The 16,450-nt window shown below is 34.1% G+C and carries 12 protein-coding genes; 4 read left to right on the top strand and 8 right to left on the bottom strand.

What is annotated here, in order from left to right:
- Positions 1-420: 420 nt before the first annotated feature.
- From QLQ94_RS10355 to QLQ94_RS10365, 3 genes are all read left to right on the top strand, one after another.
- The gene (locus tag QLQ94_RS10355; RefSeq protein WP_482499960.1) at positions 421-3,192 is read left to right on the top strand and encodes a bifunctional aconitate hydratase 2/2-methylisocitrate dehydratase; all 2,772 of its coding nucleotides are present in this window, start codon (positions 421-423) and stop codon (positions 3,190-3,192) included.
- 124 nt (positions 3,193-3,316) lie between these two features.
- Complete coding sequence (locus QLQ94_RS10360; RefSeq protein WP_271337839.1) at positions 3,317-5,581, top strand: aconitate hydratase; 2,265 nt, start codon at positions 3,317-3,319, stop codon at positions 5,579-5,581.
- Between the two features lie 355 nt (positions 5,582-5,936).
- Positions 5,937-7,370 (top strand): peptidoglycan endopeptidase, encoded by a 1,434-nt coding sequence (locus QLQ94_RS10365; protein ID WP_271337836.1) that lies wholly within the window; start codon positions 5,937-5,939, stop codon positions 7,368-7,370.
- Positions 7,371-7,372: 2 nt separating this feature from the next.
- On the opposite strand, the gene QLQ94_RS10370 is transcribed toward QLQ94_RS10365, so the two are convergent.
- From QLQ94_RS10370 to QLQ94_RS10385, 4 genes are all read right to left on the bottom strand, one after another.
- The gene (locus QLQ94_RS10370; RefSeq protein WP_271337835.1) at positions 7,373-7,765 is read right to left on the bottom strand and encodes a response regulator; all 393 of its coding nucleotides are present in this window, start codon (positions 7,763-7,765) and stop codon (positions 7,373-7,375) included.
- Positions 7,755-9,176, bottom strand: coding sequence for a sensor histidine kinase (locus QLQ94_RS10375; protein WP_482499670.1), 1,422 nt, complete (start codon positions 9,174-9,176; stop codon positions 7,755-7,757). Before QLQ94_RS10375 ends, QLQ94_RS10370 begins: the two co-directional genes overlap by 11 nt.
- Positions 9,177-9,711: 535 nt before the next feature.
- Positions 9,712-10,122, bottom strand: a complete 411-nt coding sequence (locus QLQ94_RS10380; protein ID WP_482499672.1) for a DUF5958 family protein — start codon at positions 10,120-10,122, stop codon at positions 9,712-9,714.
- Positions 10,123-10,227: 105 nt separating this feature from the next.
- Positions 10,228-10,659 carry a hypothetical protein gene (locus QLQ94_RS10385; protein ID WP_482499674.1) on the bottom strand — a complete coding sequence of 144 codons (432 nt, stop codon included), beginning with the start codon at positions 10,657-10,659 and terminating at the stop codon, positions 10,228-10,230.
- Positions 10,660-11,274: 615 nt separating this feature from the next.
- Between QLQ94_RS10385 and QLQ94_RS10390 the strand changes: the two genes are divergently transcribed.
- Complete coding sequence (locus QLQ94_RS10390) at positions 11,275-12,684, top strand: APC family permease (protein ID WP_271337828.1); 1,410 nt, start codon at positions 11,275-11,277, stop codon at positions 12,682-12,684.
- A 283-nt stretch (positions 12,685-12,967) separates the two neighbouring features.
- Here the strand turns inward: QLQ94_RS10390 and QLQ94_RS10395 are convergent, their stop codons facing one another.
- From QLQ94_RS10395 to QLQ94_RS10410, 4 genes are all read right to left on the bottom strand, one after another.
- The gene (locus tag QLQ94_RS10395; RefSeq protein WP_271337826.1) at positions 12,968-13,429 is read right to left on the bottom strand and encodes a DUF1810 domain-containing protein; all 462 of its coding nucleotides are present in this window, start codon (positions 13,427-13,429) and stop codon (positions 12,968-12,970) included.
- A gap of 155 nt (positions 13,430-13,584) precedes the next feature.
- On the bottom strand, positions 13,585-14,211 hold the full coding sequence (locus QLQ94_RS10400) for an alpha-ketoglutarate-dependent dioxygenase AlkB family protein (protein WP_427402896.1): 627 nt from the start codon (positions 14,209-14,211) through the stop codon (positions 13,585-13,587).
- A gap of 7 nt (positions 14,212-14,218) precedes the next feature.
- The gene (gene xth / locus QLQ94_RS10405; protein WP_427402897.1) at positions 14,219-15,019 is read right to left on the bottom strand and encodes an exodeoxyribonuclease III; all 801 of its coding nucleotides are present in this window, start codon (positions 15,017-15,019) and stop codon (positions 14,219-14,221) included.
- Positions 15,020-15,066: 47 nt separating this feature from the next.
- Complete coding sequence (locus tag QLQ94_RS10410; protein ID WP_271337821.1) at positions 15,067-16,446, bottom strand: exonuclease domain-containing protein; 1,380 nt, start codon at positions 16,444-16,446, stop codon at positions 15,067-15,069.
- Positions 16,447-16,450: the final 4 nt, after the last annotated feature.

Below are 16,450 nucleotides of genomic sequence, written 5' to 3' on the forward strand. Positions count from 1 at the left end.
AGTTATAAGAAAAATTGAATTACACGTTTTTTATTTCATTTATTTGGCTGATGTAAAATTTTTAAAAATGCAGTCTAAGTTTTCTTTTAATTATGATGCAGCGAAGACGTACAATTAAAAACTATAACGTTGTAAATGCTAATTTAGAAAGGTTCTTAGTGAAAAACGGGATAAAATCTGACTTCGTTTGTAACATTAAATTTCGACTTTGTTAAAGAAAAGATTTTAAAATATCAATAATTTATTTTTTTAATGCAAAACTGATATTTTGATAAAAACAAGCAGTCAAAATCGTTTTTTAGCAATAATAATTTTTAAAAAGGCGACTTCTGTTATATTCTTTTTAATTCTCGGCTTTAATTTTTAAATTTGCGTACAAAAAAATAAAAATACCTATTTACTATGGCTTTTGATAATGAAATGAATATTTACAAAGATTATATTAAAGAAATTGAAGAGCGAAAAGAACAAGGACTTCATCCGAAACCAATTGATGGTGCGGAATTGTTAAGTGTAATCATCGCTCAGATTAAAGATTTAGATAACCAATATAGAGAAGACTCTATTAAACACTTTATCTACAATACTATACCAGGAACAACAAGTGCTGCCGGTGAGAAAGCTAAGTTTTTAAAGGAGATCATCCTTGGTGAGTCTGTAGTAAAAGAAATAACACCTGCTTTTGCTTTTGAATTATTGTCACACATGAAAGGCGGACCTTCTATTGAGGTACTTCTGGATTTAGCTCTTGGTGATAATGCGGCTATTGCAAAAGAAGCGGCAAATGTTCTTAAAACACAAGTTTACCTTTATGAGGCAGACACGGATCGTTTAAAGGAAGCATTTAAAAATGAGAACCCAATCGCTATCGAGATTATTAAAAGCTACGCACAAGCGGAGTTTTTTACTAAACTGCCGGATGTTGTAGAAGAAATTAAAGTAGTTACTTTTATTGCCGGAGAGGGTGATATTTCGACTGATTTACTATCTCCTGGTAACCAGGCTCACTCACGTTCTGACCGCGAACTTCATGGTCAGTGTATGATTACTCCTCAGGCACAACAAGAAATTAAGGCACTACAAGCACAACATCCTGATAAAAGTGTGATGTTGATTGCAGAAAAAGGAACTATGGGTGTAGGTTCATCCAGAATGTCAGGTGTAAACAACGTGGCACTTTGGACAGGTAAACAAGCAAGTCCATACATTCCATTTGTAAATATTGCTCCAATTGTTGGAGGTACAAACGGTATTTCTCCAATTTTCCTAACAACTGTTGACGTTACAGGTGGTATTGGTTTAGATCTTAAAAACTGGGTAAAAAAGCTTGACGCAGATGGTAACATTATTCGCAATGAAAATAATGAGCCAATTCTGGAAGAAGCATACTCTGTTGCTACCGGTACAGTACTTACAATAAATACTAAAACCAAGAAACTATATAATGGCGACAAAGAGCTAATTGACATTTCTAAGGCATTTACTCCTCAGAAAATGGAATTTATAAAAGCTGGTGGATCATACGCAATTGTATTTGGTAAAAAACTACAGACATTAGCAGCAAAAATTTTAGATATTGAGATTCCTCTTGTATTTGCTCCGTCAAAAGAGATTTCTTATGAGGGACAAGGTCTTACGGCAGTAGAAAAAATCTTTAACAGAAATGCTGTTGGTATACCTGCAGGTAAAGTGTTACACGCTGGATCAGATGTTCGTGTAGAAGTTAATATTGTGGGTTCTCAAGATACGACCGGTCTTATGACTGCTCAGGAATTAGAATCTATGGCAGCTACTGTAATTTCGCCAATCGTTGATGGTGCATATCAGTCTGGTTGTCATACAGCATCAGTATGGGATAAAAAAGCGCAGGCAAATATTCCAAAATTAATGAAATTCATGAACAACTTTGGTCTTATCACAGCTCGTGATCCTAAAGGTGTTTATCATGCAATGACAGATGTAATTCATAAAGTTTTAAATGATATTACAATAGATGAGTGGGCTATCATTATTGGTGGTGACTCGCATACAAGAATGTCTAAAGGTGTTGCGTTTGGTGCTGACTCAGGAACAGTTGCTCTTGCACTTGCTACGGGTGAAGCTTCAATGCCAATTCCGGAATCAGTGAAAGTTACGTTTGTAGGAGATATGAAAAGCTACATGGATTTCCGTGATGTAGTTCATGCTACACAATCTCAGATGCTTAAGAAATTTGGTGGAGAGAATGTATTCCAGGGTAGAATCATTGAGGTTCATCTTGGGACTCTTAATGCTGATCAGGCATTTACCTTTACAGACTGGACTGCAGAAATGAAAGCAAAAGCTTCTATCTGTATTTCTGAGGATGATACTCTAATTGAATCACTGGAGATTGCAAAAGGCAGAATCCAGATCATGATCGACAAAGGTATGGACAATGAAAAACAAGTTCTACAAGGCTTAATTAATAAAGCAGATAAGAGAATTACAGAGATTAAATCAGCTGAGAAACCAGCTTTAACTCCAGATGGAAATGCGAAGTATTATGCAGAAGTTGTTATTGACCTTGATCAGATTATAGAGCCAATGATTGCTGACCCGGATGTAAACAACGTTGATGTTTCTAAACGATATACTCACGATACTATCAGACCTCTTTCTTTTTATGGAGGAGTGAAAAAAGTAGATCTTGGATTTATTGGTTCTTGTATGGTTCACAAAGGAGATATGAAAATTTTGGCTCAAATGCTAAAAAACATAGAAGATCAACAAGGCAAAGTAGAGTTCAAAGCGCCGCTTGTAGTAGCGCCGCCTACTTATAACATTGTAGACGAACTTAAGGCAGAAGGTGACTGGGAAGTTTTGCAAAAATACTCTGGTTTCGAATTTAATGATAGTGCTCCTAAAGGTGCAGCACGTACAGAATATGAAAATATGTTGTACTTAGAGCGTCCGGGATGTAACCTTTGTATGGGGAACCAGGAAAAAGCAGCAAAAGGAGATACAGTAATGGCAACATCTACACGTCTTTTCCAGGGAAGAGTTGTAGAAGACTCTGATGGTAAAAAAGGAGAGTCATTACTTTCATCAACACCAGTTGTAGTTTTGTCGACAATCCTTGGAAGAACTCCAACATTAGAGGAATATACAACTGCAGTAGAAGGTATCAATCTGACTAAGTTTGCGCCATCTAACAAACAGTTAGTAATGTAATCATATGATTAGTTAATGATAATTGAAAAGCCCGAGTCACAAACTCGGGCTTTTTCTTTTCTAGCTCCTCAATTTTTTGTAACTTGTGATGATCAAATAAAAAAAACAAAAACAATTATAACTTATGGCTTTTGATATTGAAATGATTAAAAAAGTGTATGACAACATGCCAGGTCGTGTTGATAAAGCACGAGAAATTGTTGGTCGTCCACTTACTTTAACAGAGAAAATTTTGTACAATCACCTTTGGGATGGAAATCCAACCAAGGCGTTTGGAAGAGGAGTAGATTATGTTGATTTTGCTCCGGACCGTGTAGCGTGTCAGGATGCAACAGCTCAAATGGCATTGTTGCAATTTATGCACGCCGGAAAATCTAAAGTTGCAGTTCCTACAACGGTACACTGTGATCACTTGATTCAGGCAAAAGTTGATGCTGCAACAGATTTGGCAAGGGCAAAAACACAAAGTAATGAAGTTTTCGATTTCTTATCGTCAGTTTCTAATAAATATGGAATTGGTTTCTGGAAGCCAGGAGCAGGAATTATTCATCAGGTAGTACTTGAAAATTATGCTTTCCCGGGCGGAATGATGATTGGTACCGATTCTCACACTGTAAATGCAGGTGGTTTAGGAATGGTCGCTATTGGTGTTGGTGGAGCTGATGCTGTAGACGTTATGTCCGGTATGGCTTGGGAACTTAAATTCCCTAAATTAATTGGAGTAAAACTAACTGGTAAATTATCCGGTTGGACAGCTCCTAAAGATGTTATCCTTAAAGTTGCCGGTATTCTTACTGTAAAAGGTGGTACAGGTGCAATCGTTGAATATTTTGGTGAAGGCGCAACTTCGATGTCTTGTACCGGTAAAGGTACTATTTGTAATATGGGTGCTGAAATTGGAGCTACAACTTCAACTTTTGGTTATGATGATTCAATGAGTCGTTACCTGCGTTCTACAAACAGAGCAGATGTTGCAGATGCTGCAGATAAAGTAGCTTCTTACCTAACAGGAGATCCGGAAGTTTATGCTAATCCGGAACAATATTTTGATCAGGTTATCGAAATTAACTTAACTGAATTAGAGCCACACTTAAACGGTCCTTTTACACCGGATTTAGCTACTCCGATTTCTAAAATGAAAGAAGCAGCGATCAAAAACAACTGGCCATTGCAAATTCAGGTAGGTTTAATAGGTTCTTGTACCAACTCTTCTTACGAAGATATTGCTCGCGCAGCTTCTTTGGCAAGACAAGTAAGTGCTAAAAACTTAAAAACTAAATCTCAGTTTACAATTACTCCGGGTTCAGAAGTAGTTCGTTATACAATCGAAAGAGATGGATTTATTGATACTTTCGAAAAAATTGGTGCTACCGTTTTTGCAAATGCCTGCGGACCATGTATTGGTATGTGGGACAGAGAAGGAGCAGAAAAAGAAGAGAGAAACACAATTGTTCACTCATTCAACCGTAACTTCTCAAAACGTGCAGATGGTAACCCAAATACTTTAGCTTTCGTAGGTTCTCCAGAATTGGTAACTGCTATGGCAATTGCGGGTGATTTAGGTTTTAACCCATTAACAGACACTCTTATCAATGAAGATGGAGAAGAAGTAATGTTAGAAGCTCCAACAGGAGATGAACTGCCTCCAAGAGGATTTGATGTTAAAGATCCGGGCTTCCAGGTTCCGGCTGAAGATGGTTCCGGAGTTCAGGTTGTCGTAAGTCCAACATCTGAACGTTTGCAATTATTAGCTCCGTTTGATCCTTGGGATGGTAAAAATATCACAGGTGCTAAACTGTTAATCAAAGCCTTCGGTAAATGTACAACAGATCACATTTCTATGGCTGGACCATGGTTACGTTTCCGCGGACACTTAGATAATATTTCTAACAATATGCTAATTGGTGCAGTAAATGCATTCAACCAAAAAACAAATTCAGTTAAAAATCAATTAACGGGTACTTACGATGCGGTTCCTGCTGTTGCTCGTGCATACAAAGCAGCCGGAGTACCATCTATTGTTGTGGGCGATCACAATTATGGTGAAGGTTCTTCACGTGAGCATGCTGCTATGGAGCCACGCTTCTTAGGAGTTAAAGCAGTATTAGTGAAATCTTTTGCACGTATCCATGAAACAAACCTTAAAAAACAAGGTCTTTTAGGATTAACATTCGCTAATGAAGCTGATTATGATAAGATTCAGGAAGATGATACAATTAACTTCGTTGATTTGGTAGATTTTGCTCCCGGAAAACCATTAACGATAGAATTCGTTCATGCTAATGGTACTAAAGATATTATCTTAGCTAACCATACTTACAACGCCGGTCAAATTGGCTGGTTTGTTGCAGGCTCAGCATTAAACTTAATTGCTGCCGGTAAAGCTTAATCTTTAAGATTTTAATATACAAAGAAAACGCTCTGTGAAAACAGAGCGTTTCTTATTTAGAGCAGGTTCTCGACAACTTTGGTATTTGCTTTATTAAAAAAAGATATTTTTTTATCGTTTTTTGGTTTAAAAGTTGGTTTTGGTAATAAAAAGAGGAAGTAGTTGTAATATTCTTATTTCTAAGTTGTTGGCTCTGTTTTTATTTCGAGAATGTTAATTTGAACAAAATTAGATGTTAAAAAAGGTGTGTTTTTTACTTTAAAAAGTTAAATTCGCTTTTTAGGTAATATATTCACTTTTTTCGAGTTTAAATATTGTCTCAACTTAAAAGAGTATTCATTAAACTTTAATAGGTATGGTTTTTAGATTAATTATAGTGTTGTTTTTTTTTAGCGTTGGTGTCTTTTCTCAGGAGAAATTTATCAAGCACAAAATATCAAATGGAGAAAACCTTACTGTAATTGCTAAAAAATATGGTGTTAAAACAAAGGATATTGAAGATGCTAATCCAAATGCACCTAAAGTTCTAAAATTAAATTCGGTTCTGTTAATCCCGAATACCAATAAAAAAGCTACTACAAAAAAAAATGAAATTGTTGCTAAAACAACTCCTGCAATAATTTCAAATTCAGGTTTGCACGAAGTACAAGAGAGAGAAAGTCTTTGGGCGATTTCAAAAAAATATAATATCTCTGTTGATGATTTAAAAAAAGCAAATCCATCATTGGAAAGTGAAGGTTTGAAAATAGGACAGAAACTTAATATTCCGTCTAATGCTATTGTTTCAACTGAAAAAACAAAGAAAAATCCGCAAACAGAAAAACCAGAGCTAATTGCTTCAACAGATGTTGAGGTTAAAGTGAAGCCAAAGGAAACAAAATACCTTATTGCTAAAAAATACGGAATAACAGTCGCAGAACTGGAAAGACAAAATCCCTCTATTAAAAAGAAACTTCCTGTAGGGTATGTTTTAAAAATTAGAACTTCAAAAGAAAAAGCAGATCAGCAAATACAGGATATTGCTGTTGGATCTGAAACCCAGATTGCTGAAAATACTGTTTTGACATCAGAAAATATAATTAAAAATGATGAAGCAAAACCGGAAATTATACCTGCACAAAATGTAGATGTAGTTGTTGAGGTACAGCCAAGAGAAACTAAATATGCTATTGCTAAAAAATACGGATTAACGGTTGCAGAATTGGAGCGCCAAAATCCATCTATTAAAGGGAAATTGCCAGTAGGCTTTTTGTTGAAAATTAATGCTTTAAAAGAAAAAGCAGATGCAGCAGGATCAGTAATCACTCCGGATGTTAATGAAAATTCATCAACAACTACACAGGTTGCTGATAATTCTGATTTCAAGAAAGACACAACTTCAGTTTTTCATGTAAGCAATCATTCAGAATTAGTTAATCAATTGATTGATAATGCAACAGAAAATATTGGAACCCGTTACAGATCGGGCGGCACCACAAAAGCTGGTTTCGATTGTTCCGGATTAATGATTTGTACTTTTAATAATTTTGATATCAAATTACCAAGAAGTTCGATTGAGCAATCCCGCGTTGGTACTAAAGTGGGGACAGAAGAAGCTCAAAAAGGAGATTTGATTTTCTTTAAAACAAACGGCAGACGCCATATCAATCATGTGGGAATGGTTGTAGAAGTAGTTGATGGTGAAATTAAATTTGTGCACTCCTCAACTCATGGCGGTGTTATAATTTCATCTACAAAAGAACCTTATTACCAAAGAAGTTTTTCGCAAGTAAATCGTGTTTTACAATAGTCTTATTCCTTTAAATTAGCCTTGTTTTTAAACTCATCAATTTGGAATGGTTTATTTAAAAAACCGTTTACATAATTGATTTTCTTTATTCTTAGAATTTCATCAGAATCTAAAGTTGATGAAAGCACATAGATTTGAGTTTCTTTTTTAATCTCATCATTAAGTTTGTCAAACTCATTCAAAAATTCAAATCCATTCATTATTGGCATCTGAATATCTAATAAAATGACTAACGGTAACTGCTTCTGATTTCTATTAATCCATTCCAGACCTTCTCTTCCATTATTAGCAATTGAAATTTGATCAATATTAAGTACTTTCTTAAATAATTGTTTTATAATCAGCTGATCAATCAAATTGTCTTCAATTAATAAGAATGTAGTGTTAGATTCCATGTGGTTTTGGGATTGTTACAGTAAACTTACTTCCAATAGTACTTTCTGAGCATACAGAGATATTTCCTTTAATGTTCTCTACAGCTTCTTTAACAATATAAAGTCCTAATCCTGATCCTTTGTTTTTATTGGTTCCAAAGTACATTTCGAAAATAGAGTCTTTGAATTCATCGCTAATTCCAATTCCGTTATCAGTAATTTCAATTTTATAGTCATCAGCGGCATACGTTTTTATGGTAATAAACATTTCCTCTTTGCTAGTATCTGCATACTTTATTGCATTAGAAATTAAATTGCTAATGATAATCTTTAAACGAAATCCATCGCTCTGAATTTGATCGACAAGTAATTCTTGTGTAAAAGTAATTTTGTTTGCATTTTCAATATGCATTAATTGAGAAATTGCCTCATCAAATAATTCACTTAAATTAACAGGTTCAATTATTACCTGCTTGCGCTTGTTTTTAGAATAGTCAATGATGTCGTTGAGAAATTGATCTTGTTTGGCAAGACTTTGATACATCAAACGCAGGTAATCTTTTATTTGGTCAATATCATCTTCCAGTTGTGTAATTTCGATCAAGCCCTTTAATGAAGTTATTGGTGATCTTAAATCGTGGGATGCACTATAAACAAACCGATCTAATTCGCGATTCACGACTATAAGATCTTCATTTTTAATTTCAATTTCTTTTTTAGAAGCAAGAAGTCTTTTTACCATTATCGAATAGTAAGAGCAGACACTTAAAATAATAATTAAGATAAAAATAATATTAGCAATGATTAACAGGCTCTTGATTTTTCTTGTTCCTTCTCCCAGAGTATTTGAGAAATTACGTTCATTGATAGTTAGTTTATCACTAATGTTGCTAATTTGAGAAAGAAATTCCTGCTGATTAGTTGTTGTTAATACATTATACTTGATTTTAGCATTAATTTGTGTTCCAATAACAAAAAGTTCATCTATTAAATTATCGCCTTCTTCCCATTCGTGAATGGCTTTTGCTAAAAACGATATGTTTTTAAAATTTACAAATAGCCAAACAATATCATCTATGTCATCTTTATGATTGCGACCAGTAATAAAGCCTTGTCTTGCTACCTGATTGTCTCCAACCGCTAAAAGTGTTTTGCGGGCAATGCCATCGCCCTGAGGAACTTTTAATTCTTCAGTATATAATTTCCATTGATCAGGTTCTTTTGTATACAGATAGGTTATAAGATGGCGCGAAGCATCTTTTTGGCCTTTAGAATAATGAGATTCGCCATTGACATAAGCTCTGTTGGCCGATAATATTTTTATGGTAAAAAAGTTGATACAAATTAGTAAAGCGCAGGAAATGAAGACAATTATTAAAAGAATAAAAACATTCGAAAGACGAAAATTTTTTAAAAACTGACCTTTGGGCATAATTTTCGGATTTGTAGGTTTAAGATTCTAATTTTCTGCCTTGTAAAGTCTTTTTTTGTTTAATTATTCAATATTGATAATCGTTGAGGTTCAATTATTCTGCGAATAAAAAATAAACAATTGTTAATGAGATTTTTGGTATTTATGACTGTTATCACTTCTCTCAAATTTAATAAAAAAAGAATCTTGTTTTACAAATGATCTATTTTTTCTTGTTAAATTTCGTTTTTATTAAGGTGATGTATCTAAGGGGGTTATTTTTAATGCTTTATATTTTTTGTTTTTTAAGAAAATGTGATTAATTTATTCCTAGCAGCCATATGCGATCATTAAAGTTTTGCAAGTTAAGATCTAAAGTATAATAGGTTCTTAATTTGTCTTTTAGTTTAATAGACAAAAAAGCTACAGTTTTAATATAATTTTAAATTGGTGCATATCAAAATTCTCCAATAAACATTTTATTAGTTTCGTTTTGGAAAAGATTAATGATATTGCTATTTTTGATTAAATAGAAAACTTTGAGTTATAAATAGCTTTACTTAAGTTCATGCCAAAAATGTCCACAACCATTTTTGCATTCTGTATTTCTTCTTTCAGTGTCTGTTATTTTATAAATCCAAAGTAACGAAGTTATTATTTTTTTATATTCATTTTCAGGAAGTTCTGCCAATCTATAAAAAGAAATTCGTGTTGGGAATCTTTTTAGAAGTACAATTGGAGTATAAGTAGGTTTTAAAGGAATTGTCTTTATAGCGTTTTGATAAGTTTCTGTATTGTAATGTGTTTTCTCAGGAATAGCGTTGAATATATAATTTGTCAAAGTTGTAAAAAGCCTTCTGAAATTGTATTCAGGATCTTCTAATAAAAGTTGTAAGCCAGGATCAAAATCTATTTTGTCCTGCTCAATCTTGTTAATTATTTCTTCTTGTTGGGACATTATATACATAAAATAATATTTCGATTTTGTCTAAATTGTTGTCTTACACAAGTGACATTTTATTAATGCTAAAATATAAAAAGATCTATTTAAGTTGTTTAAAAGCTAGAATTCTTATTGACCCCTTTTATATTCTTGAATATCCTTAGAACCGTCATTAAAAGTTTGAATTATAGAGAGTTTATTATTTTTTTCGATAAAAGTGATTTTTTCATCATATTGTGAATCCCTCCATCTTCCATCTATATTTGACCAAATAATTTTAGTTCCATCAAATTTTATTTTATAATTGAATTTCTTTTTATCTGATTTTCTAATATACGATATATAATATAAATTCCCTTTTTTGATTGCAGAAATTATTTTCGGTTGCTGTCCCATAATAGATGCCATAGCATATCTGGCAATATCTTCATAAGTAAAAGTCTTTAAGGCAATTTCTTCGATTTTGTTTGCTTTTTGAATTTGATCTTCGATGATGATTTCTTTTCCTTCATTTTGTATGTAACTGAGAATAAGAATTAAAAGTGGGATTATTAATTTCATTTTTTTTGATTTAATTAGGAATGTCTTTTTTGTTTATCTTCTTTTGGGAGAACTTCGTGTGTGTGGTGCAACATAAGTCCCGTTTTTTCTTGTATAGCCCTTTACGTGAACAGTTCCTCCAGACGAAGTTCTTGTTGAGGATTTAGTATAATTACTATTAGAAGAGTTGTCGCTGCTTGAAGTGCTGGAAAAGAATGTATGGCTATATGCAGGATTTATGACACAACCTTTAAATTTTCTCCATTTTACTTTTCTTTCTTTTTTATCGCTTCTATTAATATATGCACCAGATCCTTCTGGAATTATAGTAACTGATTCTTTTCCATTTTTAGAAGTGAAAATAGGAGTGTCTTCGTTGATATTTACGGAATAATAATTCGTAGCACAAGAGTTGAGAATAAGCTAATAGTCTTCATTATTTGATTTTAAGATGTTTCTAGTCTTATTAGAGTAATACTTGTATTAGGTGTCAAATTTAAACAGATGAAAAAGTATTATTTTATGGAAATCCGTAAACGTAATTGTGATCATTTATACGCAACTTGGAATTTGAAGCTTCACGATTTGGAATTTCAGAAAAAAGTATATCTTTAACTAACCCAAAAAACCAAAACCATGCAGGAAAAAGACCAGGAACATTTTAAAAGAGAACTCGGATTATTAGACGGTACCATGCTGGTAGTTGGTTCTATGATCGGATCGGGTATATTTATCGTGAGTGCCGATATCGCCAGACAAGTAGGTTCAGCCGGATGGCTAACGCTAATTTGGCTTATCTCCGGATTGATTACTATTATTGCCGCTGTGAGTTATGGTGAGCTGAGTGCGATGTTCCCAAAAGCTGGCGGACAATATGTTTACCTTAAGGAAGCTTACAATAAATTGATTGCCTTTTTGTATGGCTGGAGTTTTTTTGCTGTAATTCAGACTGGGACTATTGCCGCAGTTGGAGTAGCTTTCTCAAAGTTCGCGGCTTATTTGTATATACCGTTAAGCGATGAAAATATTCTATACGAATTGGGTTCTTTTAAACTTAATGCAGCGCAGATTGTTTCGATTTTAACGATTGTTTTACTAACTTTTATTAACAGTCGCGGTGTCAAAAACGGAAAAATTCTACAAACAGTTCTTACAATTATCAAAATTTTATCATTGCTGGGTTTAATTATTTTTGGATTAACATTGGCAGCAAAAGCTTCGGTATGGGACGCTAACTGGGCAGATGCCTGGACAACACGCTCGTTTAATAAAGATACAGGATCGTGGCTGCCTATTAGCGGAACAGCTTTGATTAGCGGAATTTCGGCTGCTATGGTTGGATCATTATTCTCTAGTGATGCGTGGAACGGTGTAACATTTATTGCGGGAGAAATTAAAAACCCGAAACGTAACGTTGGTTTCAGTTTGTTTTTAGGAACTTTTATTGTAACAATTATTTATGTACTGACCAATTTAATGTATTTGGCGGTGATTCCGTTAGACGAAATTGCAACAGCAAAATCTGATAGAGTAGCGGTGGTGGCCTCTCAATATATTTTTGGTAATATAGGTACGTTGATTATCGCTATTATGATTATGATTTCGACTTTTGCCTGTAACAACGGATTAATTATGGCAGGAGCCAGAGTTTATTATACAATGGCAACTGATGGATTGTTCTTTAAAAAAGCAGCTGTCTTAAACAAATCGAGTGTTCCGGCTTGGGCTTTGTGGGCGCAATGCATCTGGGCTTCGGCTTTGTGTCTGACTGGGAAATATGGTGATTTATTAGATTTCGTAATTATCATCGTTTTGATTTTTTACATACTAACTATCTATGGAATTTTCATTTTACGTAAAAAAATGCCTGATGTAGAAAGACCTTACAGAGCATTTGGATATCCATTTTTGCCATTATTGTATATTGTGATTGCAAGTGCAATTTGTATTTCGCTATTAATTACAAAATTTTCAACATGTGGATGGGGAGTTTTTATTATGTTAACCGGAATTCCAGTATACTACTTAACAAAACCAAAAGAGTAAAAGTTTATTTCAGGTTTAAAGTTTCAGGTTAGATTTAGTTTGTGGTATTGCCCACAGGTTTTACGGATTTATACAGGTCTTATTTTTTACTTTGAGTAAGTTCAGAATATAAATGCCTTGTTTTTAGCAAGGCATTTTTTGTGTCTTAATTTTGAGTAATAAAAAATCAGCGTAAATCCGTTTAATCCGTAAAACCTGTGGGCAAAAAAAACACTACCAATCTGCAAAAGCAAAAAATGTAGTGTCTTTTAATTTAAATAATCTAATGAATTAGTAGTGGCAATTACGCCATTTCAGTTTCAAGAGAAGATTTTATAGATGAATTAATAATAGACAAAGTCAATGGATCTGATTCTCCGGAGAAGAATGCTTCTAATACTTCCTGAAATATAGGATTTGTATTTTCTACTAAAGAAAATAACGTCATAGAAGAGCGTAGTTTACGTGCATCTAAATCTCCTAAAATTCCATCTGCTGATTTTCTTCTAAAAGTCAAAAATAGCTCAGAAATTTCGATAAGATGTTTTCCTAAAATGGGATGTTCCAGGAACTCGGTTGCTTCTTTGAGATCGTTAATGGCATAATAATTTGCAGTATCGCTTTTGCCCAATCCTTTAATCTGAGGAAAAATAAACCACATCCAGTGAGTCTCTTTTTTTCCTTTTTTGATTTCAGAAAAAGCAGTAAGATAAAGTTTGTTTTGCGCATCTAAGAAACGCAATAAATCATTGTTTGAGTGAGCCATTGTGGTAATATATAGGTAAAAAAAGGTTGCAAAAGTAGTAAAAAAGATAGGTTCTGCCTAATAAAAGGTTCATGTACTGAGTATTTTAACTTTTAGAGGAGGAATTTTCCTCGTCGTTTTTGAACTTAAAAAAACTCATTTTGAGTGATTTAGAATCATTCACTTCGTTTAGTTCTTCTAAATGTTAAATTGATTCTTGGCAATACATTTTTGGCTGTTTTAGGAACCTGATGCTGCCAAAAACTATTAGTTGTTCCTGCCATTAATAGAAATGACCCGTGATGTAAAGGAATCTCTATCTGGGGAATTTCTTTTCGAAATTTATGGCGAAGTCGGAACATTCTGGTCTCCCCAAAAGTTACCGAAGCAATAATGGGGTTTGGCCCTGAATTATGTTCTTTGTCGCTGTGCCACGAAACACCATCATTGCCGTCTCGATATAAATTGAGCAACAGACTGTTAAAATCAAGCTGAGTTTCTTTCTCAACCCTGCCTCTAATAGTCAACAGTTCGTAAGTCCAGTTAGGTCCGTTTTGATCTGCTCCAACATTATCTTTATCTTCATACCAGGAAATCATTCGCGGAGCTGTAACGATTTTATCATACATTTCCATTTCATATTCTCTCCATTTAGTTTGATGAAGCAGTTTTTCATAAAAACGATCAGATTCTTCTTTAGTAAAGAAATTATCGATCAAAATAAGTTCTGCATCAGGCAGGTCAAATACTTTTCTTCCTGTTAAACCTGTGGCAAATAATTCAGTATCGCTAAATAGTGTCATTGTTCAATTATTTTGTGTCAATTTCAATCCATACCGGCGCATGGTCACTTGTTTTTTCCCAGCCCCGCACATAGCGGTCAACTCCCCCGGAAACCAATTTTTTTACTAATTCAGAACTAAGTAAAAAATGATCGATTCTAAGACCCGCATCTCTTTGATAGGCATTTCTAAAATAATCCCAAAAAGTGTAAATTTTCTCGTCAGGATATAACTTCCGAATTGCATCTGTCCAGCCTTGTGCCACAATAGCTGCAAAAGCTTTTCGCACTTCAGGTAGAAAAAGTGCGTCGTTTACCCATTTTTCAGGTTTATAAACATCCATTTCTGTTGGCATGACATTATAATCTCCAACCAATATTACCGGAGTTTTTAAACTTAATAAAGTTGCTGCACGATCAGTCAGGCGTTGAAACCATTTTAGTTTATATTCTAATTTAGGGCCCGGAGCAGGATTTCCGTTTGGAAGATAAAGGCATGCTATCACAATGCCATTGATCAAAGCCTCGATATAACGGCTTTGTATATCTTCATCATCACCCGGAAGAACGCGTGTTATTTCTTCAATTTCCATATTAAGAGCCAGAATAGCAACACCATTCCATTGCTTTTGTCCGTGCCAAATAGCATTATATCCTGCATCATTAATCGCTTTAAACGGAAATTTATCCTGTGGTGCTTTTAGTTCCTGCAGACAAACAATATCCGGCTTAGCTTCTTCAAGCCATTTTAATAATACATTTAACCGTCCGTTGACCCCGTTTACGTTATAAGTTGCTATTTTCATAGTAGATTTAATTAGTTGTATCATTAAATTTACAGCTTTTTGCGCCTTTATATTTACACAAATTCATGTTTTTATTTTAGAAACTGTTTGTTAAAGAATACTTTACGCGGATTTTTTTCGGCATAAGCAAAAATCAATTGCTCGATGTATTGATTACTTTTATAAGGTGTAGCATAATTTTTTACTTCTAGCAGATCTGTAATCGCAACATCTAAAGGAATATATCCCATACCATAAAAATGACCATTCTCGATCCAGATACAGCTTCGTTCGTGTGATGTTCTTCCTTTTTCTATAATCGCAAAAGTAGGCCTGTTGTTTAATAAAAAATCAATAGCATTGTCGACTTGCTCATTATGGTGCGAAACATCCGGCAAGTCTTTTATATCATTATTTTGAAATAATTCTCCGTCTTCAGGCCTTAGATATTTACAAAATCTATAATCAATTTCAAATTGTTCTGTCAGACTCCGCAATATATTTGTCCCTTCATTTATACTGCTGAAATGCTCAATGCACGACTGAAATTTATTGAGTTTCCCAAGTGCGAGATATTTGTATCCGTTGCGGGCTTCATATTGATACAATCCAAATTTTGGTTCAAACCGTTTTAATGCTCTATTATAGGTTGGCCATAGATGCTTGATTTCTGTACATTCTAACAAGAGCGCCATTAATTCGTTGCCACAGACTTCAAAAGAAATGGAATGTATATCCCTTAAAAAATGCTGTCTTTGCGGATTGATCTTATGACCGCTAAAGTGAGAAGCCACGCGTTTTTTTAGATTAATTGCTTTCCCTACATAAATTACTTTTTTTACCTCATTATAAAAATAATATACGCCCGGTTTTTCCGGTAAGTTATTAAAATCTTCAGGAGGTAAATTAGGAGGTAAACGCTGATCTTGTGATGTGTTTTTGATCATTTTTTCGATATGGCCTTCATCATCCCATTCGAGTAATCGTGAAAATAATATTGCAGTCGCATCTGCATCGCCGCCGGCACGATGCTGATTCTCTAAAGGTATGTCGAGCGAAATGCAAAGTTTACCTAAACTATACGATGCAAAACCAGGTCTGATTTTTCTTGCTGCGCGAACAGTACATAATTTTCTTGCGGTCCATTTAAAACCTGCTTGCTCAAGTTGATGGCGAACGAAAGAATAATCGAAGTTGACATTATGTGCCACAAAAACACGATCTGTAAGCATTTCTAAAACTTTATCTGAAATGTCATCGAAGATTGGTGCATTACGAACCATTTCATTATTAATTCCTGTTAAGGCAAAAATCGAAATAGGTATTTCTTTTTCCGGATTAACAAGCGTTTCATAGCGATCAATCACGTTTTCTCCGTCATGAATGATAATGGCAATTTCGGTAATGCGGCTGCCACTGGCGTTTCCACCGGTGGTTTCAATATCTACTATGGCATATTCTTGCTTTTTCATCTTA

This window comes from Flavobacterium sp. B114r (assembly GCF_056824125.1).

Coding starts and splice junctions, on each gene's coding strand:
- QLQ94_RS10355 (WP_482499960.1), top strand. CDS start 421: ATGAATATTTACAAAGATTATATTAAAGAAATTGAAGAGCGAAAAGAA.
- QLQ94_RS10360 (WP_271337839.1), top strand. CDS start 3,317: ATGGCTTTTGATATTGAAATGATTAAAAAAGTGTATGACAACATGCCA.
- QLQ94_RS10365 (WP_271337836.1), top strand. CDS start 5,937: ATGGTTTTTAGATTAATTATAGTGTTGTTTTTTTTTAGCGTTGGTGTC.
- QLQ94_RS10370 (WP_271337835.1), bottom strand. CDS start 7,765: ATGGAATCTAACACTACATTCTTATTAATTGAAGACAATTTGATTGAT.
- QLQ94_RS10375 (WP_482499670.1), bottom strand. CDS start 9,176: ATGCCCAAAGGTCAGTTTTTAAAAAATTTTCGTCTTTCGAATGTTTTT.
- QLQ94_RS10380 (WP_482499672.1), bottom strand. CDS start 10,122: ATGTATATAATGTCCCAACAAGAAGAAATAATTAACAAGATTGAGCAG.
- QLQ94_RS10385 (WP_482499674.1), bottom strand. CDS start 10,659: ATGAAATTAATAATCCCACTTTTAATTCTTATTCTCAGTTACATACAA.
- QLQ94_RS10390 (WP_271337828.1), top strand. CDS start 11,275: ATGCAGGAAAAAGACCAGGAACATTTTAAAAGAGAACTCGGATTATTA.
- QLQ94_RS10395 (WP_271337826.1), bottom strand. CDS start 13,429: ATGGCTCACTCAAACAATGATTTATTGCGTTTCTTAGATGCGCAAAAC.
- QLQ94_RS10400 (WP_427402896.1), bottom strand. CDS start 14,211: ATGACACTATTTAGCGATACTGAATTATTTGCCACAGGTTTAACAGGA.
- xth (WP_427402897.1), bottom strand. CDS start 15,019: ATGATACAACTAATTAAATCTACTATGAAAATAGCAACTTATAACGTA.
- QLQ94_RS10410 (WP_271337821.1), bottom strand. CDS start 16,446: ATGAAAAAGCAAGAATATGCCATAGTAGATATTGAAACCACCGGTGGA.